This window comes from Burkholderia anthinoferrum, from assembly GCF_002925705.1.
GTDB classification, from domain to species: domain Bacteria; phylum Pseudomonadota; class Gammaproteobacteria; order Burkholderiales; family Burkholderiaceae; genus Burkholderia; species Burkholderia semiarida.
Window position 1 is genome coordinate 23,687 of the sequence record NZ_LFZP01000039.1, and the last position, 20,547, is coordinate 44,233.

General features: G+C 68.4%; 17 protein-coding genes. 7 read left to right on the forward strand and 10 right to left on the reverse strand.

Annotated features, from left to right (window positions below):
- Positions 1-12 precede the first annotated feature (12 nt).
- From C5F75_RS12805 to C5F75_RS12815, 3 genes are read right to left on the reverse strand one after another with little or no spacing between them, the layout of a single operon-like run.
- On the reverse strand, positions 13-1,035 hold the full coding sequence (locus C5F75_RS12805) for a histone deacetylase family protein (protein ID WP_059573906.1): 1,023 nt from the start codon (positions 1,033-1,035) through the stop codon (positions 13-15).
- 24 nt (positions 1,036-1,059) lie between these two features.
- Positions 1,060-2,331 carry a Zn-dependent hydrolase gene (locus C5F75_RS12810; RefSeq protein WP_104012327.1) on the reverse strand — a complete coding sequence of 424 codons (1,272 nt, stop codon included), beginning with the start codon at positions 2,329-2,331 and terminating at the stop codon, positions 1,060-1,062.
- Between the two features lie 31 nt (positions 2,332-2,362).
- Entirely contained in the window at positions 2,363-3,673 is a 1,311-nt protein-coding gene (locus C5F75_RS12815) for an MFS transporter (RefSeq protein ID WP_059573908.1), read from the reverse strand.
- A 190-nt stretch (positions 3,674-3,863) separates the two neighbouring features.
- Here C5F75_RS12815 and C5F75_RS12820 point away from each other — a divergent pair, with 190 nt between their 5' ends.
- Entirely contained in the window at positions 3,864-4,820 is a 957-nt protein-coding gene (locus C5F75_RS12820; RefSeq protein ID WP_050015147.1) for a LysR family transcriptional regulator, read from the forward strand.
- Positions 4,821-4,890: 70 nt separating this feature from the next.
- On the opposite strand, the gene C5F75_RS12825 is transcribed toward C5F75_RS12820, so the two are convergent.
- The 7 genes from C5F75_RS12825 to C5F75_RS12860 all read right to left on the reverse strand — a co-directional run bounded on the left by C5F75_RS12825 (position 4,891) and on the right by C5F75_RS12860 (position 13,707).
- On the reverse strand, positions 4,891-6,321 hold the full coding sequence (locus C5F75_RS12825) for a purine-cytosine permease family protein (RefSeq protein ID WP_059573909.1): 1,431 nt from the start codon (positions 6,319-6,321) through the stop codon (positions 4,891-4,893).
- 393 nt (positions 6,322-6,714) lie between these two features.
- On the reverse strand, positions 6,715-7,344 hold the full coding sequence (locus C5F75_RS12835) for an NAD(P)H-binding protein (RefSeq protein WP_060011481.1): 630 nt from the start codon (positions 7,342-7,344) through the stop codon (positions 6,715-6,717).
- 323 nt (positions 7,345-7,667) lie between these two features.
- Positions 7,668-9,059, reverse strand: coding sequence for a dihydrolipoyl dehydrogenase (gene lpdA / locus C5F75_RS12840; protein WP_060011479.1), 1,392 nt, complete (start codon positions 9,057-9,059; stop codon positions 7,668-7,670).
- A gap of 4 nt (positions 9,060-9,063) precedes the next feature.
- The gene (locus C5F75_RS12845) at positions 9,064-10,386 is read right to left on the reverse strand and encodes a dihydrolipoamide acetyltransferase family protein (protein ID WP_059573912.1); all 1,323 of its coding nucleotides are present in this window, start codon (positions 10,384-10,386) and stop codon (positions 9,064-9,066) included.
- Position 10,387: 1 nt separating this feature from the next.
- Positions 10,388-11,428, reverse strand: coding sequence for an alpha-ketoacid dehydrogenase subunit beta (locus C5F75_RS12850; protein WP_059573913.1), 1,041 nt, complete (start codon positions 11,426-11,428; stop codon positions 10,388-10,390).
- Between the two features lie 2 nt (positions 11,429-11,430).
- Positions 11,431-12,663, reverse strand: coding sequence for a 3-methyl-2-oxobutanoate dehydrogenase (2-methylpropanoyl-transferring) subunit alpha (locus C5F75_RS12855; protein ID WP_059573914.1), 1,233 nt, complete (start codon positions 12,661-12,663; stop codon positions 11,431-11,433).
- Positions 12,664-13,080: 417 nt separating this feature from the next.
- A complete protein-coding gene (locus tag C5F75_RS12860; protein ID WP_059573915.1) occupies positions 13,081-13,707 on the reverse strand; it encodes a flavin reductase family protein in 627 nt (208 codons plus the stop codon).
- A gap of 888 nt (positions 13,708-14,595) precedes the next feature.
- Here C5F75_RS12860 and C5F75_RS12875 point away from each other — a divergent pair.
- From C5F75_RS12875 to C5F75_RS12900, 6 genes are all read left to right on the forward strand, one after another.
- Positions 14,596-15,621 (forward strand): LacI family DNA-binding transcriptional regulator, encoded by a 1,026-nt coding sequence (locus C5F75_RS12875; RefSeq protein ID WP_060965807.1) that lies wholly within the window; start codon positions 14,596-14,598, stop codon positions 15,619-15,621.
- Positions 15,622-15,679: 58 nt separating this feature from the next.
- On the forward strand, positions 15,680-16,708 hold the full coding sequence (locus tag C5F75_RS12880) for an ABC transporter substrate-binding protein (RefSeq protein WP_059644129.1): 1,029 nt from the start codon (positions 15,680-15,682) through the stop codon (positions 16,706-16,708).
- Between the two features lie 17 nt (positions 16,709-16,725).
- Complete coding sequence (locus tag C5F75_RS12885) at positions 16,726-17,550, forward strand: ABC transporter permease (RefSeq protein ID WP_059644126.1); 825 nt, start codon at positions 16,726-16,728, stop codon at positions 17,548-17,550.
- Between the two features lie 10 nt (positions 17,551-17,560).
- The gene (locus C5F75_RS12890) at positions 17,561-18,457 is read left to right on the forward strand and encodes an ABC transporter permease (RefSeq protein WP_104012329.1); all 897 of its coding nucleotides are present in this window, start codon (positions 17,561-17,563) and stop codon (positions 18,455-18,457) included.
- Positions 18,458-18,481: 24 nt separating this feature from the next.
- Positions 18,482-19,513 carry an ABC transporter ATP-binding protein gene (locus C5F75_RS12895; RefSeq protein ID WP_059573919.1) on the forward strand — a complete coding sequence of 344 codons (1,032 nt, stop codon included), beginning with the start codon at positions 18,482-18,484 and terminating at the stop codon, positions 19,511-19,513.
- Positions 19,514-19,597: 84 nt separating this feature from the next.
- A complete protein-coding gene (locus C5F75_RS12900) occupies positions 19,598-20,422 on the forward strand; it encodes a phosphodiesterase (protein WP_104012330.1) in 825 nt (274 codons plus the stop codon).
- The last annotated feature ends 125 nt before the right edge of the window (positions 20,423-20,547 follow it).

Here is a 20,547-nt window from a genome sequence, read left to right on the forward strand (position 1 = left end):
TCGACGGCCCGGTCAGCGCCGAGCGCCAAACCCGCCGAAAAACGCGCGTGCGTTCGCGTCGAGACTCTCGAGGTGATAGCCGCCCTCCTGCACGATCACCGTCGGCAACCCGAGCGCGCCGATCGCGCCGCCGAGCCGCCCGAATCCGTCGGTCGTGACCGCGACCTGCGATTGCGGATCGTCCTTGTAGATGTCGAAGCCGAGCGCGAGCACGAGCGCATCGGGCTGGAACCGCGCGAGCGCGCGCAGCGCGTCGTCGAGCCGCTCGAAGAACGCCGACTCCGGCGCGCCGTGCGGCATCGGCAGGTTGAGGTTGAAGCCGTCGCCGGCCCCCGTTCCCGTCTCGTCCTCGTAACCGGCGACGACCGGGTAGAAGTTGGTCGGGTCGCCGTGGATCGACACGTACAGCACATCGTCGCGGCCGTAGAAGATCTCCTGCACGCCCTGCCCGTGATGCATGTCGGTATCGAGGATCGCGACGCGCCGATGGCGGCCCAGCAGCGCCTGCGCGGCGATCGCCGCATTGTTCAGGTAGCAGAAGCCGCCGGCCGCGTCGCGGCGCGCATGATGGCCGGGCGGCCGGCACAGCGCGTACGCTTCGCGCGCGCCGTCGTTGACGTCGGCCGCGGCCGCCAGTGCGCCCTGCGCGGACCAGTACGCCGCGCGCCATGTGTTCGCGCCCACCGGGCAACTGCCGTCGGCCAGATAGCGCGCGGCTTTCGCGAGCACGCCGCGCAACGGATTCGGATCGCGCACGAACACGTTCGACATCACTTCGTCGCCCCAGTCGTCGGGCATCTGCTTCCAGTCGCGGTGCGCGTCCTCGAGAAAGCGCAGGTAGTTCATGTCGTGCACGGCCGCGATCGGTGCGGTGCCGCGGTCGGCCGGCTCGCGCACGTCGAAGTCGAGCGACCGGACGGCCGCGACGAGCCGCGCCGCGCGTTCCGGCACTTCCTGCGGCTCGCGCATCCGGCCGCGCGACAGGTAGCTGCGCGGGTGGTGCAGCAGTTGTTCGGGATGGAAATAGGTTTTCATCGGAATCCTCATCGATTTGCCATTTCAGGCATCGTGCGTGGCCGCCGCCGCGTCGACGCGCGCCGCGATTCCCGCGCGCGCCAGCACCGCATGGAGCAGCACGTTCGTGCCGCGCCTCACGTCGTCGGGCAATACATCCTCGGCTTCGTTGTGCGACAGCCCGTCGACGCACGGGATGAACACCATCGCGGTCGGGAAGCGGCGCGCGAGCAGGATTGCGTCATGGCCGGCGCCGCTCACGATCCGCTCGTGCGTGTAGCCGAACGCGGCAGCAGCCTGCGCGACCAGCCCGACACACTCGCGGTCGAACGGCGTCGCCGGGCTGCGCCAGCAGGTCTCGACCGACACCTGCACGCCTCGCGCGGCGGCCACGCGAGCGCAGGCGTCGCGCAGGTCGCGCTCCATCGCATCGACTTCCGCATCGTCGTGATGACGCAGGTCGACCGTGAACGTCAGGTCGCCGGCAATCGTGTTGCGCGACGCGTGGCGGATGCCAACCTGCCCGATCGTCGCGAGCCCGCGCGGCGCGTAACCGGCGACGATCCGCTCGAGTTCGAGCGCGATTTGCGCGCTCGCGAAATACGCATCCTTGCGATACGGCATCGGCGTCGTGCCCGCGTGCGCGGCCACGCCCGTCACCGTCACGTCGAGCCAGCGGATCGCCTGCCCGCCCGTGACGATGCCGATCGTCGTGCCGTTCGCTTCGAGCACGGGGCCCTGTTCGATGTGCGCCTCGAAATATGCATCGACCGCCCCGCCCGTGGCGCGCGTGCCGCGGTAGCCGCACGCGTCGAGCGCCGCGCCGAGCGTGACGCCGTCGGCGTCCTGCTTCGCGAGCGCATCGTCGAGCGGCAACGCGCCCGTGAACACGGCCGAGCCGAGCATCGCCGGCGCGAAGCGCGCGCCTTCCTCGTTGGTCCAGGACACGATCTCGAGCGGCTTGTCGGTCGCGATGTCCGCGTCGTTCAGCGTGCGCACGAGTTCGAGCGCGGCGAGCACGCCGTACACGCCGTCGAAGCGACCGCCTTCGGGCTGCGTGTCGAGATGGCTGCCGATCAGCACCGGCGCGGCGTGCGCATCGGCGCCGTCGCGCCGCGCGAACAGGTTGCCGACGGCATCGACGCTCACCGTCAGCCCCGCGTCGCGGCACCATTGTGTGAACAGGTCGCGCCCGCGGCGGTCGTCATCGGTGAGCGCGAGGCGCCGTACACCGCCGCGCGGCGTCGCGCCGACGCGCGCCATGTCGGCCAGGCTCCGCCACAGGCGGGCGCCGTCGATTTCCAGCAGGTCGTTCATAGGGATTCCGGATCGATTCGTGCGTTGAGGGTCAATGCGAGCCGAGCGCTTCGGCGGCGGCCGGCTGCGCGGCACGGCGCGCGTCGAGCGCGACGATGCAGAGCAGCGAAACGCCGGCGAGACACGTGTAGAACACCGCGAGCGGCCACCACTGGCCCGTGAAGCGATGCGCGAGCCACGTGCCGACGAGCGGCGTCAGGCCGCCCGCGATCGCGCCGCAAATCTGGTAGGCGAGCGAGATCGCCGAATAGCGCACGTGCGCGGGAAATACGTCGCTGACGAAGCCCGCGATCACCGAATAGAACCCGGCCATGCAGACGACGGCCAGTGCGATGCCGGCGATCAGCGACGCGGACGTGCCGCCCTGCACGAGCATGAACATCGGATACGGCGACAGCATCGCGAGCAGCGCCGCGAGCTTCAGGAAGCGCGCGCCGCCGATGCGCTCGGCGATCCACGCGGCGAGCGGCTGCGCGAAGAACTGGATGATCGCGACCGCGAACAGGCTGTCGAGGATCAGCGAGCGCGAGACGCCGACATACTGCGTCGTGTACGCGATCATGAACGTGTTCGTGAAATAGACGCCCGCGATGCCGATCGTGTTCGCACCGATGCAGAGCAGCACGAGCCCCGACGCGGAGCGGAACACTTCCGCGACCGGCAGCTTCACCGTGCGGTTGGCTTCCTTCACCCGCGCGAATTCCGGCGACTCGTTCACGCCGAGCCGGATCAGGATGCCGACCACGAGCAGCACCGCGCTCGCGAGAAACGGCAGGCGCCAGCCCCACGCGAGGAAGTCGGCCTTGTCCATCGACGTGACCGCGCGGAACGCGACCAGCGACAGGATCAGCCCGGCCGGGCTGCCGAGCTGCGCGAACGACGCGAAAAACGTGCGGCGCCCCTGCGGCGCATGCTCGCCCGCCATCAGCACCGCACCGCCCCACTCGCCGCCGACCGCGATCCCCTGCACGACGCGCAGTGCGACGAGCAGCACCGGTGCAAGGATGCCGACCTTCGAATAGGCGGGCAGCAGCCCGACGCACACGGTTGCGACGCCCATCATCATCAGCGTCGTCATCAGCGCCTTCTTGCGGCCGATGCGGTCGCCGAGATGGCCGAAGATCACGCCGCCGAGCGGGCGCGCGAAGAAGCCGACCGCGAACGTCGCGAACGATGCCATCGTGCTGACGAACGGGTCGTGCGACGGGAAATAGAGTTCGCCGAACACGAGCGCGGCGGCGGTCGCGTAGATGTAGAAGTCGTACCACTCGATCATCGTGCCGATGAACGCGGCCGTCGCGGCGCGTGCCGGCTGGCGGGCGGAAGGAAGGGACTGGCTCATGCGGGCTCCTGACGCGCGCCGCGGCGGGGCGGCACGCAATATCGTGACGACGGCCGTCTGTCGCGGCCTCGCGCCGCACGCTGCGGCGCCCCTCCTTTATCGGTGGCCGCAAATCATTAGTCAAATTTCAAGTTATTATTCTCCGTATAAATTCAACTAATGACTAGCCGCCGCCCTGTCCGGAGACCCGATGCGCCCCGATCTCGCCCCGTTCCTGAACGACCGCCTCGACTGGAACCTGCTGCGCACCTATCTGGTGATCATGCAGGAGCGCAGCGTGAGCCGCGCGGCGGCCCGCCTGCACGTCACGCAGCCGGCCGTGAGCCAGGCGCTGCGTCGGCTCGAGGAGACGCTCGAGCGCCGGCTGATCGAGCGGCGCGGCGCGCACTTCGCGCCGACGCCGGCCGGCGAAGCCGTGTACCGGATCGCGAGCGACATCTACGGCGGCATCTCGCGCCTCGAAACCGAAATCGACGACAGCACGGCCGACCTGACCGGCTCGATCCGGCTGCTGACGGTGAGCCGCATCGAATCGCCCGTCTACGACGAATTCCTCGCGGATTTCCATCGCGCGTATCCGCGTATCGATCTGCAGATCGAAGTAATGCGCTCGTCGGACATCCTGTCGTCGCTGCTGCAGAAAACGGCCACGGCCGGGCTCGGCCTGTGCCGCACGCCGCACGACAAGCTGGAGATGCGCTGCTTCCTGCGCCAGCGCTATGCGATCTACTGCGGCCGCCATCACCGGCTGTTCGGGCAGACGCAGTTGCGGATGGACGATCTGCTCGCGGAGAATTTCGTGTCGTTTACGAGCGACCAGATCGGCGACAGCCTGTCGCCGCTCACGGTGTTCCGCGACCAGAAGGGTTTTACGGGGCGCATCGTCGCATCGTCGCCGAGCCTCGACGAAGTGCGGCGGCTGATCTTCGCCGGCTACGGGATCGGCTGCCTGCCCGAGCACATCGTGCGCGACGACATCGCGCAGCAACGGCTGTGGCGGCTGCCGCCCGACGACGGGCTCGTCGACGTCGACGTGTTCCTGCTATGGCATCGCGACCGCAAGATGAATGCGGCCGAGCACGCGTTTCTCGACGCGATGGAGCGCTGCATGCAGCGCTACTCGCTCGCGGAGCGACTGGGGAAGTGACGGCCCGTGGGCAGCGCCCGGCCCGGCGCTCGAGTCGGCGGCGTGCCCGCCCGATGCGCGAGACGTGTCGTCAGTGGTGAACCTCGCCGCGTTCGAGCGGCAGAATCAGGCGTTCGGGAATGCTGCGTCGCGACGCGCGGGCGCCGACGTAATACAGCACGGCCGGCACGACGAGGCCGAGGATCCACGAGATGTCGGTGCCGCCGAGCGCGTCGACGAGCGGCCCCGTGTAGATGTGCGTCGACATGAACGGCAGTTGCACCAGGATGCCGACCACGTAGATCGCGATCGCCATCCCGTTCCAGCGGCCGTAGCGGCCGTCCGGATCGGACAGCGCCGGCACGTCGTAGCGTGAACGCGTGAAGCAGTAGTAATCGACGAGGTTGATCGCGCTCCACGGCGTGAAGAACGCGAGCAGGAACAGGATGAACGCGGTGAATTCCTTCAGGAACGAATGACGGCCCGCGAGCGCGATCAGCGTCGACACGCAGATCATCCCGAGGATGTACGCGAGGCGGCTCTTCGACGACACCGCGCCCTTGCCGCGAAAGCCGCTGACGATCGTCGCCATCGACATGAAGCTGCCGTACGCGTTGAGCGCCGTCACCGTCACCTTGCCGAACGCGATGCTGAAATACAGCAGCGCGGCCACGGCGCCCGTCGAGCCCAGGCCGACGATATACGACACTTCATGGTGCGCGAACTGGCTGCCGGCGAGCGCGGCCGCGAACACGCCGAACACCATCGCCGCCTGCGCGCCGATCACCGAGCCGAGGCCGACCGCGAGAAACGTCGCGACCGACGACGTCGCGCGCGGCAGGTAGCGCGAATAGTCGGCCACGTACGGGCCGAATGCGATCTGCCACGACGCGGACAGCGACATCGCGAGCAGGAAGCTCGCCAGCGAGAAATGCTTGTTCGCGAGCAGCGCGCCGACGTCGTGGTTCGCGAACAGTTGCACGAACATGTAGATGAACGCGACGATGCCGACCACGCTCGCGATCCGGCCGACGAAGTGGATCGCGCGATAGCCGAACACGGTCAGCACGACGATCACGGCCGCGAACAGCAGGATGCCGGCCGCGTCGTCGACGTGCAGCAGTTGCGCGACGGCCTGCCCGGCCAGCACCGAGCCGCTCGCGGAAAAACCGATGTACATCAGGCACACGAGCACGATCGGAATCATCGCGCCGTACACGCCGAACTGCACGCGGCTCGAGATCATCTGCGGCAAGCCGAGCTGCGGGCCCTGCGCGCCGTGCAGCGCCATCACCGCGCCGCCGACGAGCTGGCCGAGCAGCAGCGCGACCAGCGACCAGAACACGTCGCCGCCGAGCACGACCGCGAGCGCGCCCGTGACGATCGCGGTGATCTGCATGTTCGCCGACAGCCACAGCGTGAACTGGCTCAGCAGGCCGCCGTGGCGCTCGGCGTCGGGAATGAAGTCGATCGAGCGTACCTCGATCAGTCCGCCGGCTTTTCCACTGGAATTCGTTGACACGGGTCGATCTCCACGATACTCAGGACCACACATGGTTTGAACGGGACAGGAAGCTGCGCGCCACTCTTTCGGCTCCGCGAATGCGGGGCGCCGTGGATCGCCGGCATGCACCACGCACGCATGGTCCGCACGCTGGCGCGCAAGCGGCACGATGGGTGCCGACATTGCCAGCGGATGATCTTGTATATACAACTTACGAGATATCGGTGATTACCCGGAATCGACGGATTTTCGAAATCGTCCCAGCAATTGCGGCGCGCCCACGCAATTTCGGCGCGAGCCGGATGTCGGGAAAATGAAAATTTTGCTGGCCTGGGGTAGTCGATCGGGAGCAGCCGTCACTGCACGGCAAGCGCAGACGAATGGCCTGCCGAGCGCACCGCCCCGGCCGCGTCAGACGAGCCGGTCGGATGCGACGACCCGCACGCCCGGCCGTGCGTCGATCGCCGCGTCGAGCAAGGCGCGCGCAATCCGCGACGCGGGATTCACGCGCCACTTCGCCGGCAGCACCGGCGCGGCGGCGCTCAGCGCGAACACCAGCAGCCGTTCGCCGAATCGAAACTCGTCGCGGCTGCCGCCGATCAGGCCCGGTCGCCCGTACGTGAGCGAATCGAACCCGACGCCGGCGAGCGCCTGTTCGACCTCGCCCTTCACGCGGTTGTAGAAGATCCGCGAAGCAGCATCCGCGCCGAGTGCGGAATTCAGCACGTAGGTTGGCGTGCCGTGCCGGTGCGCGAGCCGCGCGACCGCGAGCGGATAGTCGTGATCGACGCGCCGGAAGGCCGCCTGCGAACCGGCCGCCCGCATCGTGGTGCCGAGCGTGCAGATCACGGCATCCGCGCGCCACCAGTCGGCCGCGTCGGGCAGATGGTCGAAATCGACTTCCAGCGCGCGCATCTTCGGATGCGGCGACAACGGCCGGCGCGCGAGGACGATCACCTGATCGACCCGCGCATCGGCCAGCGCGGCTTCGAGGACGTGGCGCCCGACGAGTCCGGTCGCACCGACGAGCAGCAGTTTCATGTCCGCTATTCCGTGTGGAGGGAGCCTGCGTTGGCGGACCCAGGCGGCCCGGTTTCCGGCTATCGACATGATCGTCGGCCGACGCGGCGGCGGCAACCCTCCCCTCGTCTCGAAAAATTACGGCACTGTCGGATGCGATCGAATGCGGCGCGGCCGGCGCTGCCGTTGCGCGCGTTCCCGACCCGGCGTGCGAGTACGGGCAACCGGATCGGCTTCGGGACCGGCGCGTGCCGATACCGATGAACAACATGAAGTGCATCAGACGCCGCGAGCGCCGCCGATACGTGCGTGACGCACCGGCGGCGCCCCGTCAGGCGATGACGTCAGACATGCAGCGCATGCCCGAGCGCACGCAACGCCGCTTCCTGGAGCGCTTCACCGAGCGTCGGATGCGCGTGGATCGTGCCGCCGATGTCTTCCAGCCGCGCGCCCATCTCCAGCGACTGCGAAAACGCCGCGGCCAGCTCCGATACACCGCGCCCGACCGCCTGCCAGCCGACGATCAGATGATTGTCGCGCCGCGCGACGACGCGCGCGAATCCGTCGGTCGCCTGCAACGTCATCGCGCGCCCGTTCGCGGCGAACGGAAACGACGCGCTCAGACAATCGACGCCGGCCGCGTGCGCGTCGTCCGGCGACCAGCCGGCCGTCACGATCTCGGGATCGGTGAAGCACACGGCTGGAATCGACGCGGGCGTGAACCGGCGGCGCCGGCCGGCGATCAGCTCGGCCACCATCTCGCCTTGCGCCATCGCGCGATGCGCGAGCATTGGCTCGCCCGCGACATCGCCGATCGCCCACACGTTGCGCATCGAGGTCCGGCATGCGTCGTCGATCCGCAGCGCGCGGCCGTTGCGATCGAGCATCAGCGTCTCGAGTCCGAACCCGTCGACGCGCGGCCGGCGGCCCACGGCAACCAGCACGCGGTCGGCCGGCAACGTCTGCTCGGCGCCATCGGCCGCCTGCACGCGCACCGCGCCGTCCTTGGCCAGCCCAAGCACCTTGTGGCCGAGCCACAGCCGCACGCCGAGCCGCGCGAGCGAATCGGCAACCGGCCGCACGAGTTCGGCATCGTACGCGGGCAGCACGCGCTCGGCCGCTTCGACGACGCTGACGTCGACGCCGAGCTTGCGATAGACGATCCCGAGTTCGAGCCCGATATAGCCGGCCCCGACGACGACCAGCCGCTTCGGCAGCGTCGCGGGCGACAGCGCTTCGGTGGACGACACGACGTGTCCGCCGAACGGCATCGACAGCAGCTCGACCGGCTCGGACCCGGTCGCGAGCAACAGATGTTCGCAGCCGATCCGCACCGTATGGCTGCCGGCGACCACTTCCACGGTCTTGCCGTCGATCACGCGCGCTTCGCCGTGCAGCACGCGCACGCCGTTCTTCTTGAGCAGCGCGCCGACGCCGCGCGTCAGCCGCTCGACTATGCCGTCCTTCCAGGCGACGCTTTTCGCGATGTCGATCTCCGGCGTGCGCACACGGATGCCGAGCGCCTCTTCGCCCGCGTGGCCGCACGCCTGTTCGAACGCGTCGGCCACGTGGATCAGCGCCTTCGACGGAATGCAGCCGATGTTCAGGCAGGTGCCGCCGAGCCGGTCGCGTTCGACGAGCACGGTCGGGATGCCGAGCTGGCCGGCGCGGATCGCGGCCACGTAGCCGCCCGGGCCGCCGCCGATGACGAGCAGTGTGGTGTGTTCGTTCTTCATCGGCTCACTCCACGAACAGCAGTGCCGGGCGTTCGAGCACCGCGCGCACGGCCTGGATGAATTCGGCCGCATCCGCGCCGTCGACGACGCGATGATCGAACGACGACGACAGGTTCATCATCTTGCGCGCGACGATCGCGCCGTCGCGGATCATCGGCCGCTCGACGATCCGGTTTACGCCGACGATGCCCACTTCCGGATGATTGATCACCGGCGTCGACACGATGCCGCCGAGCGCGCCGAGGCTCGAGATCGTGATCGTCGAGCCGCTCAGCTCGTCGCGCTGCGCACGGTTCGCGCGCACCGCGTCGGCGAGCCGCGCGATTTCCGCCGAGATCGACCACACGTCGCGCGCTTCCGCATGGCGCAGCACGGGCACCGTGAGGCCGCCGTCGGTCTGCGTCGCGACGCCCATGTGCACCGCGCCGTAGCGCGTGACGACGCCCGCCTCGTCGTCGAAACGCGCGTTGATCTGCGGGAAATCGCGCAGCGCGATCACCATCGCGCGAATCAGCAGCGGCAATGGCGTGAGCTTGCCGCGCGTGTCGCCGTGGCGGCGGTTCAGTTCCGCGCGCAACGATTCGAGCTCGGTCACGTCGATTTCCTCGACGTAGCTGAAATGCGGGATGCGGCGTTTCGCTTCCTGCATCTTGCGCGCGATCGCGCGCCGCAGGCCGATCAACGGCACGTCGGTTTGGTCATGGCGTTCGTCGTAGCCGCGCGGTTGCGCGCCGCTCGCGGTGCCGCCGGTACGCGCATACGCATCGAGATCCGCATGCAGGATCCGCCCGGCTTCGCCGGTGCCGCGCACGTAGCGCAGCTCGATACCCATGTCCCACGCACGCTGACGCACGGCAGGCGACGCGAGCGGCCGTTCGCCCGGCGCGAGCGCCGCGCGCGGCTGCGCGGCCGGTTCGTCGCGGCGCGGTTTCGCCGGTACGCGATGCGCCGCATGCGCGGGCGGCTCGGGCCGCTCGGGCGATTCGGACGGCGCGTCGGCCACCGGCTTCGACGTCGCCGACGCGACCGGTGCGGTTGCTACCTTCGTTTCTCGCACCGGTGCCGCCGCCTTCAGGTTGCCGTCGCCTTCGACTTCCAGCCGAATCAGCTCGCTGCCGACCGCCATCATCTCGCCGATCCGGCCGCCCAGCCCGATCACCTTGCCCGCCACCGGCGACGGAATCTCGACCGCCGCCTTGTCGGTCATCACGTCGGCGAGCGGCTGGTCCTCCTTGATCGTCTGCCCGACTTCCACATGCCAGGCCACCAGCTCGACCTCGGCGATCCCTTCGCCGATATCCGGCATCTTGATGACATGAATCCCCATCTCACGCCTCCATCACGCGTCGCAACGCTTCACCGACCCGCGTCGGCCCCGGAAAGTACGCCCATTCCTGCGCATGCGGATACGGCGTGTCCCAGCCCGTCGTGCGCTCGACCGGCGCTTCGAGGTGATAGAAGCAGTGTTCCTGGACCAGCGATACGAGCTCCGCGCCATAACCGCAGGTGCGCGTCGCCTCGTGCACCACGACGCAGCGCCCGGTCTTGCGCACCGACGCGACGACGGTATCGAGATCGAGCGGCCACAGCGTGCGCAAGTCGATCACTTCCGCGTCGATGCCCGTCTCCTCGGCCGCGGCCAGCGACACGTGCACGGTCGTGCCGTACGTCAGCACCGTCACGTCGTTGCCGGGCCGCACGATGGCGGCCGTATCGAGCGGCACCGTGTAGTAGCCTTCGGGTACCGCGCTCGCCGGATGCTTGAGCCACGACGTGACCGGCCGTTCGTGATGGCCGTCGAACGGGCCGTTGTACAGCCGTTTCGGTTCGAGGAAGATCACCGGATCGTCGTTCTCGATCGATGCGATCAACAGCCCTTTCGCGTCGTACGGATTCGACGGCATCACCGTGCGCAGCCCGCACACCTGCGTAAACATCGCCTCCGGGCTCTGGCTGTGCGTCTGCCCGCCGTAGATGCCACCGCCGCACGGCATCCGGATCGTCATCGGCGCGGTGAACTGGCCGGCCGAGCGGTAGCGCAGCCGCGCGCCTTCCGACACGATCTGGTCGGAAGCCGGATAGAAATAGTCGGCGAACTGGATCTCGCAGACGGGCCGCAATCCGTACGCGCCCATCCCGACCGCCGCGCCGACGATCCCGCCTTCCGAGATCGGCGCATCGAACACGCGCGACTTGCCGTATTTGTTCTGTAGTCCTTCGGTACAGCGGAACACGCCGCCGAAATAGCCGACGTCCTGCCCGAACACGACCACATCGCTGTCGCGCCCGAGCATCACGTCCATCGCGGAGCGCAGCGCCTGGATCATCGTCATCGGCTGCGTCGCCGTATCCGTTTCGTGTCGCGCCATGATCACGCTCCCAGTTCCTGGCGCTGACGGCGCAGGTGCGCGGGCAGCTCCTTGTACACGTCGTCGAACATCGAGGCCGGCGACGGAATCCGGTCGTCGGCCAGCGTCCCGTATTTCTCGGCTTCCTTCTGCGCGGCGATCACCTCGGCCTCGAGCTCGGCCGTCAACGCGTCATGGGCGCTGTCCGACCAGATGCCCTTCACGATCAGGTGACGCTTGAAGCGCTCGATCGGGTCGCCAAGCGGGAAATGCGACCAGTCGTCGCTCGGCCGGTACTTGGTCGGATCGTCCGACGTCGAATGCGCGCCCGCGCGGTAGGTCACCCACTCGATCAGCGTCGGGCCGAGATTGCGGCGCGCGCGCTCGGCCGCCCAGCTCGACGCCGCGTAGATCGCGAGGAAGTCGTTGCCGTCGACGCGCAGCGACGCGATCCCGCAGCCGACGCCGCGCCCGGCGAAGGTCGTGCCCTCGCCGCCCGCGATCGCCTGGAACGTCGAGATCGCCCACTGGTTGTTGACGACGTTCAGCACGACCGGCGCACGGTACACGTGCGCGAACGTGAGCGCGGTGTGGAAATCGGCCTCGGCCGTCGCGCCGTCGCCGATCCATGCGGACGCGATCTTCGTGTCGCCCTTGATCGCCGACGCCATCGCCCAGCCGACCGCCTGGATGAACTGCGTCGCGAGGTTGCCGGAAATGGAGAAGAAGCCGGCTTCGCGATCCGAGTACATCACCGGAAGCTGGCGGCCCTTCAGCGGATCGCCTTCGTTGGACATCAGCTGGCAGATCATCCGTTCGAGCGGCACGTCGCGCGCGATCAGGATGCTCTGCTGCCGATAGGTCGGAAAGCACATGTCGCCGTCGCGCAGCGCCATCGCGTGCGCGGTGCCGATCGCCTCTTCGCCGAGGCTCAGCATGTAGAAGGAGATTTTCTTCTGGCGCTGCGCGATCATCATGCGCGCGTCGAAAATGCGGGTCTTGAGCATCGCGCGCAGCCCGGCGATCAGTCGCGCATCGTCGAGATCGGGCGCCCACGGGCCGACGGCCTTGCCGCTGTCGTCGAGCACGCGCACGAGGCTGCGGGCGAGATTGGCGGTGTCCGCCGCGGCTACGTCGATCGGCGGGCGCCGAACGGCGCCGGCCGGCGATAGATGCAGATAGGAAAAGTCCGTCTTGCAGCCCGGGCGCCCGGTGGGCTCCGGCACATGCAGACGCAATGGCTCTGACAGGCTCATCGTGTCGTCTCCACGCTCGATTGTGTCTCACGCTGGTTGGGAACGCGCGAGCCGGTTGCCGGCCCGCGCGTGAGCTGGCGCGCGGATAAGCGCGTCAACCTTGGAAATTTATGCCTGGCAGCGGCGGGCGTCGATGCCCAAGCCGCTCGTTCGTGGTGAGCAGATTTGCCATGGCGCGGTCGGCGGCTCGTGAGTGCGGCGGGCGGAGGCGGCGAAGGACGGGTTTGCTGCAGCGCATCGTCGCCGGGGCTGGGACGACGAGCGGGCATCGAGGAACGGACGGATCGGCACCGTCCCGATCATGTGAGGGTACGAAGCAAAAGACCCCGGGAGAAATCCTGGGATCTCCGCGGGGTCTTGCGTCTGGTTCGGGCGCTTGTACGCGCCGGTTGCCGGCTTACTGCGGCGCGCGATCGATCACGCGTCGGGACGGAACAGGTCGAAGCGGCTGTCGGGTTTCACGTGCACGTACGCCGACGGGCCGCCCGCACGAAGAATGATGCCCGCGCCGAACGTGTCGAAGATGCCGTCCTTCAGCAGGTCGTGGCGGATATGGACCGCGATGACCTCGCCCAGCACCAGCGTGGCTGGTGTCTCGACACCGTGATGATCGCGCAGCCGGATCACGTCGGTCACCTTGCATTCGAAGTTCACACCGCTTTCCGCGACACGCGGCACATTCACGAGACGCGACGGCACCGCGGTCAGGCCGCCGAGTTCGAATTCGTTCACGTCGTACGGCACGGCGGCGCAGGTCTGGTTCATCCGCTCCGCGAGATCGCGCGTCGCGAGATTCCACACGAACTCGCCAGTCTCCTGCACGTTGCGCACGCTGTCCTTCGCGGCGGTGCTCGAAAAGCCGATGATCGGCGGGCGGTAGTTGAACGCGTTGAAGAAGCTGTACGGCGCGAGGTTCAGCGTGCCGTCGCTGCCGCGCGATGAAATCCAGCCGATCGGGCGCGGGCCCACGATCGCGTTCAACGGATCGTGCGGCAGGCCGTGGCCTTGCGACGGTTCGTAATAGTGATGGGTCGAGTCGGTCATGACGGGTGGTCTGGCGAGAGGCAAACGATGGGGAAAAAGCGGTCGGGGGACGCGTTCGCCAGGGTGACGCTGGCGTACGCCGCGACGAGCGTGCCAGTATCACATGGCGCCGTTTTCGGCGCAGCGAAGCTCATCGCGAGCCACGCCGGCGTGCCGCCGCACATGCGTGCACGCAATAAAAAACCCGCGAGCGCTGCATTTCTCGCGGGTTTTTTACACCGTCATCGAATCGATCGCGTCGACGCAATCGATGGTGCCGGGGACCGGACTCGAACCGGCAAGCCAGTTAAGGCGGCGGATTTTCGTCACACTGCTTCTTTCAAAGCCGGCCTCGCGTGCGAGAACCGTTCGTGCGCTGGACTATGCCTTCACCGTCGCGCGCGGGCGTGACCGCTGCCCGTGCGCCTTAGGCGCCCCCCGTCTAGTCTCTACACCTTCCTCGCGGGTGCCGCGAGGCTTGGCTCGGCGTTGCCTCGATGCGCGCATCAGGGGTTTCGCCGAATTTGAAGGGTTCTGCACCGACCGTTTCCGGCCGGGCACTCAATCGTTTAAGTCCGCTATGTTTACCAATTTCATCACCCCGGCAAGAGGGCGGACGCGATTCTACCATTGCTTGGCGCATGCGTTCCCTTATTCCGCCGCGCCGCATCGCGACACCGGCCATCGTCGCACCGCCTCGGCCCGCGCATTCGATACCGACACCACGCCCGACGATTTCATCCCGCGCCGCCGCCTCCGTCGATACAATCGGTCGCGCGTCGTCCGACGCCGTCAACCGTCTGACGTTTGTGTCGTGCCGTTCGCGAAACAAGCGTCGCATGCGTCATCGCGAAGTCACAAACGTTTTCGATAATTCCCCGGCCGAAAACGTTTACATCGCATGACTTCATGACCTCGACCATCAAGGACGTCGCTGCCCTCGCGGGCTTCTCGATCGCCACCGTTTCGCGTGCGATCAACGCGCCGCATACCGTCAGCCCCGCCACGCTGCAGACGATCCGCACCGCCATCGACACGCTGCAGTTCCGCCCGAGTCCGCTCGGCCGGCAACTGCGCGGCGAACGCACGCGGCTTGTCGGCGTCGTCGTGCCGACGCTGTCGAACCCGGTGTTCGCCGACTGCCTGCAAGGCATCGACGCGCTCGCGACCGCGGCCGGTTTCAAGTTGATCCTGATGACCACCGAATACGATGCGGCGCGCGAACGTCATGCGATCGAGACGCTGCGCGAGCAGCGCGTCGAAGGGCTGATCCTCACCGTCGCCGATGCGGACACGCACCCGCTGCTCGACATGCTCGACCGCGACGGCCCGCACTACGTGCTGATGCACAACGACACGCGGCGCCGTCCGTCGGTGTCGGTCGACAACCGCCGCGCCGCCCATGACGGCGTGCAATTGCTGACCGCGCGCGGCCACCGCCGCGTGCTGATGCTGGCCGGTTCGCTCGCCGCGTCAGATCGCGCGCGCCAGCGTCATCTCGGTTATGCGCAGGCGCTCAAGGAAAGCGGCGTGGCCCCGCTGCCGCCCGTCGAGGTCGACTTCAACGCACCCGAACTGCCCGATGCGGTGCTCGCGCATCTCACCGCGCACGCCACGCGCCCGACCGCCCTCTTCTGCAGCAACGACCTGCTCGCGATGGTCGTGATGCGCGGCCTGCGCCGCGCGGGTTTCTCGATTCCCGACGATCTGTCGGTGCTCGGCTTCGACGGCATCGCGATCGGCGAGTTGCTCGCGCCGCCGCTCGCGAGCGTCGCGACGCCGAACCACGACATCGGCTGCCACGCGTGGCAGCGTCTCGTCGAATGCATCGGCGGCGCGGCGATCGACCGCACGTCGACGATCCTGCCGCATGCGGTGCGCGACGGTGCGACGATTGCGCCGCCCGCCACCGACCTGCAACTGCGCAAGGCCTGATCGCAACACGCACGCGCCACGCACACCGACCACCCTCCCACTCGCCCGGAGACCCACCGTGTCCTTTCGCCTGACCTCGCTGCTGCGCGCGCTTGCCGCGCCGCTCGCCCTTGCCGCGCTCGTCGCCGGCGCCCCCGCGGCTCATGCCGACGAAACGGCGATCTGCTACAACTGCCCGCCCGAATGGGCGGACTGGGCCGCGCAGATCGCGGCGATCAAGCAGAAAACCGGCATTCGCGTGCCGTTCGACAACAAGAACTCGGGCCAGTCGATCGCGCAATTGATTGCCGAGCAGAAGAGCCCGGTCGCCGACGTCGTCTACCTGGGCGTGTCGTCGGCGTTCCAGGCAAAGGACAAGGGCGTGATCGCACCGTACAAGCCCGCGCACTGGAACGACATTCCCGCGAACCTGAAGGATCCGCAAGGCTACTGGTTCGCGATCCACTCGGGCACGCTCGGCTTCTTCGTGAACAAGGACGCGCTCGACGGCAAGCCGGTGCCGCGCTCGTGGGCCGATCTGCTGAAGCCCGAATACAAGGGCATGGTCGGCTACCTCGATCCGTCGAGCGCGTTCGTCGGCTACGCGGGCGCCGTCGCCGTCAACCAGGCGCTCGGCGGCAGCCTCGACAACTTCAAGCCGGCGCTCGACTGGTTTCGCAAGCTGAAGGCAAATGCGCCGATCGTGCCGAAGCAGACCGCGTATGCGCGCGTGCTGTCCGGCGAGATTCCGATCCTGCTCGACTACGACTTCGACGCGTATCGCGCGAAATACAAGGACAACGCGAACGTCGAATTCGTGATTCCGAAGGAAGGCACGATCGCGGTACCGTACGTGATGAGCCTCGTGAAGGGCGCGCCGCACGACGCGAACGGCAGGAAGGTGCTCGATTTCGTGCTGTCCGACGAAGGCCAGAAGCTGTGGGCCAATGCGTACCTGCGCCCGGTGCGCGCGCAGGCGCTCGGCGCCGACGTCGCCGCGAAGTTCTTGCCGGCGAGCGAATACGCGCGCGCCAAGCCGGTCGACTTCGGCAAGATGGCGGCCGGCCAGCAGGCGTTCGGCCAGCAGTACCTGCAAGTGATGCAGTAAGCCGCGGGACGCAACCGATGCTCGACCTGACTTTCCCGCTGCGCTGGCGCATCGCGCTCGTCGCGCCGGCGCTCGCGGTATTCGCCGCGTTCTGGCTGCTGCCGATGGCGTCGCTCGTGCAGGTGTCCGCCGACGGCGCCTTCTTCTCGCACTACGCGGCGCTGCTCGGCAATGCGCGCTACATGAAGAGCCTCGGCGAGACGGTCGCGCTGTCCGCGGGCGTCACGCTCGCGACGCTCGCGCTGTCGACGATCTCGGGCCTGCTGCTCGCGCGCCGCGAATTCGCCGGCAAGCGCGTGCTGCTCGCGCTGCTCACGTTTCCGCTCGCGTTCCCGGGCGTCGTCGTCGGCTTCATGGTGATCATGCTCGCCGGGCGCCAGGGGCTGATCGGCATGCTGTCGGCGAAGCTCACGGGCGACAAGTGGGTGTTCGCGTACTCGGTTGCCGGCCTGTTCATCGGCTACCTGTATTTCTCGATTCCGCGCGTGATCGTCACCGTGATCGCGGCCGCGTCGAAGCTCGACGCGTCGCTCGAGGAAGCGGCGCGTTCGCTCGGCGCGTCGCCGTGGCGCATCTTCGTCGACATCGTGCTGCCCGCGCTCGCGCCGGGCCTGATCGCGGCCGGCGCGATCTGCTTCGCGACCGCGATGGGCGCGTTCGGCACCGCGTTTACGCTCGCCACCGACCTGAACGTGCTGCCGATGACGATCTACACCGAGTTCACGCTGAACGCGAACATCGCGACGGCGGCCGGCCTGTCGATCGTGCTCGGCATCGTCACCTGGGCCGTGCTCGCGCTCGCGCGCCGCTTCACCGGCCACACCGCCGCCGCCGCGGCCTGAGGATTCCTTCATGCAATCGCTTTCCGGCTCTTCCACGCTGTCGTCGGCGCCCGCTCCGTCGCATGCGAACGGCGTCGCACGACGTGCACCGCGCGTCACGGGCGCGCGCGCGATCGCCGCGCTGCAATGGAGCGTCACGCTGCTGCTGTGCGCGTTCCTGATCGTGCCCGTCGTGATGTCGGTGCTCGCGGGCCTCACCGTCAATTATTTCCGCGGGCTGTCGAGCGGCCTCACGCTGCGCTGGCTCGAACAGGTGTGGCAGCAGTATCACGGCTCGGTCGCGCTGTCGCTCTACGTCGCGTTCGCGACGCTCGCGATCGTGCTCGCGATCGGCGTGCCGGCCGGCTATGCGCTCGCGCGCAGCAAGAGCCGCGTCGCGCGTGCGATCGAGGAAGCGCTCGTGCTGCCGGTCGCGCTGCCGGGCCTGGCCTCGGCGCTCGCGCTGCTGGTCGTGTACGGCGGCTTCACCGCATTCCGGATGAGCCTGTGGTTCATCGTCGTCGGCCACGTCGTGTTCACGCTGCCGTTCATGGTGCGCGCGGTCGCGGCGGTTGCGGCCGGCGCCGACCTGCGCACGCTCGAGGAAGGCGCGGCGAGCCTCGGCGCGTCGTTCGTCACGCGCTTCGTCACGATCGTGCTGCCGAACCTGCGGCCGGGCATCGTCGCCGGCGCGCTCGCGGTGCTCACGCTGTCGATCGGCGAGTTCAACCTCACGTGGATGCTGCATACGCCCGACACCAAGACGCTGCCGGTCGGGCTCGCCGATACCTATGCGTCGCTGCGCCTCGAAGTCGGCAGCGCGTACACGATCCTGTTCCTGCTGATGACGCTGCCGCTGCTCGTCGCGATGCAGTGGCTCGGCGTCGATCCGTCCGGTACGCGTGCGCTGAAGAAGCGCCCGCACTGACCCTGTGCTGACTTTACCGATTCCATGAAACTCGATTCCACGCCCATCACCCTGACCGGCTGCGCGAAGACGTTCCGCGGCACACGCGTGCTCGAGCCGCTCGACCTGTCGATCGGCGCCGGGGAAACGCTCGTGCTGCTCGGGCCGTCCGGCTGCGGCAAGACGACCACGCTGCGCCTGATCGCGGGCCTCGACACGCCGGACGCCGGCGGCACGATCGCGTTCGGCGACGACGACGTGACCGCGCTGCCGATCGAGCGCCGGCAGGTCGGCATGGTGTTCCAGAACTACGCGCTGTTTCCGAACCTGACGGTGCGCGGCAACGTCGGCTACGGGCTGAAGATCCGCAAGACCGCGCCGCGAGCGTTGCGCGAACGCGTCGACGAACTGCTCGCGATGATGCGGCTCGACGCGCATGCGGACAAACCGGTCGATCAACTGTCGGGCGGCCAGCGTCAGCGCGTCGCGCTGGCGCGTGCGCTCGCGGTGCGGCCGCGCGTGCTGCTGCTCGACGAACCGCTGACCGCGCTCGACGCGAAGCTGCGCGACGTGCTGCGCCGCGACATGAACGCGCTGCTGCGCGCGCTCGGCGTGACGACCGTCTACGTGACGCACGATCAGGCCGAGGCGATGGAGCTCGGCGACCGGATCGTCGTGATGGGCGCGGGCCGCATCGAGCAGATCGGCACGCCGCGCGAGATCTACTACCACCCCGCGAACCGCACGGTCGCGCACTTCATCGGCACGCTGAACCGGCTGGCGGGCCAGTGGCGCGACGGGGCGCTCGCAACGACGGGCGGCGCGATCGTCACGCCGCATGCGGCCGACGAATGGTTCTTCCGCCCCGAGGACGCGCAACTCGCCGATCCCGCGCACGCGCCGCTGCGCGGGGCGGTCGGCGCATGCGCGTTCCTCGGCGAGCGCACGCGGCTCACGATCGAGGATGCGGCGCCCGACGCGCTCGTGATCGACGTACCGGGCCGCATCGCGCTCGCGCGCGGCACGGCGGTCGGTCTCACGATCGCGCCGGAAGGCCTGATCGCGCTCGGCGCGTAAGCCGCCGATCGGGCATCATGCATGCAGCCCCCCACGACGGCGCACGCCGCCGCGACAACAACCAGACGATTCCGAGGAACGACGATGCTGCTTGCTCAAATCAGCGATCTCCACATCAAGCGGCCGGGCCAGCTCGCGTACCGGCGCGTCGACACCGGGGCCGCGCTCGCGCGCTGCATCGCGAAGCTGAACGCACTCGTGCCGCGCCCCGACGCCGTGCTCGTCACCGGCGACCTGACCGACTTCGGCCACGATGAAGAGTACGGCAACCTGCGCGAGCTGCTCGCGGCACTCGAGATGCCGTACTACCTGATGATCGGCAATCACGACGACCGTGCCGGTCTGCGCCGTGCGTTCGCCGATCGCGCCGAGTTGCAGGACGGCAAATTCGTGCAGTACGCGCTCGATGTCGGCGCGGTGCGCGTGCTCGCGCTCGATTCGCAGGTGCCGGGCGCGAGCCACGGCGACCTGTGCGACGCGCGGCTCGCGTGGCTCGCCGCGCAGCTCGACGCCGCGCGCGCGCAGCCGGTGATCGTCGCGCTGCATCACCCGCCGTTCGTGTCGGGCATCGGCCACATGGACAAGCTGCGTCTCGCACCTGGCGCCGCGGCGAAACTCGATGCGCTGCTGCGCGCGCATCCGAACGTCGAGCGCGTGCTGTGCGGCCACGTGCACCGCACGATGTTCACGCGCTTCGGCGGCACGCTCGCGTGCGCGGTGCCGTCGCCCGCGCACCAGGTCGCGTTCGACCTGCGGGCCGACGCGCCGTCCGCGTTCCGGCTCGAACCGCCGGCGTTCGCGGTCCACCGTCATGCGCCCGATATGGGGATGACGTCGCATCACGTGTATATCGACGAAGGCGCGGGGCCGTATCCGTTCTACGAGCCGACGGGCGAGCTGGTCGACTGACCGATGTGAAGCGCGGTGACGGGCGAAGGCCGGCCCGTCGCGCCGGCTTGCCGCCGGCAGGATTCGCGTCGCTCCGGTATGATCGGCAGCCTCGACCGGCGCCCGGCCTGCCGGCGCATCCGACG